A 232-nucleotide genomic window follows, 5' to 3' on the forward strand; every position below is an offset into this window, starting at 1 on the left:
GCGCAAGCCGCGGCCGGCGCCATTGCTTTCAACCAGGGCGAGGTCTGCACCGCCGGCTCACGGCTGCTGGTGGAGCGATCGATCAGGGAGCGCTTCCTGCCCATGGTGGTCGAGGCGCTCAAGGGCTGGAAACCGGGCAATCCACTGGACCCGGCGACCAACGTCGGCGCGCTGGTGGATACCCAGCAGCTGAATACCGTGCTCGGCTACATCGACGCCGGGCGTGAGGCGG

1 protein-coding gene is annotated in these 232 nt (G+C 68.5%); it reads left to right on the forward strand.

Translation table 11 applies throughout. The features are described 5' to 3' along the window. On the forward strand, window positions 1-232 hold a 232-nt coding region (locus AAEZ09_RS29275), incomplete at both ends, for an aldehyde dehydrogenase family protein (RefSeq protein ID WP_350601814.1).

The sequence above is a fragment of the Pseudomonas sp. 65/3-MNA-CIBAN-0223 genome (assembly GCF_040310425.1).
Taxonomy (GTDB): Bacteria; Pseudomonadota; Gammaproteobacteria; order Pseudomonadales; family Pseudomonadaceae; genus Aquipseudomonas; species Aquipseudomonas gregormendelii.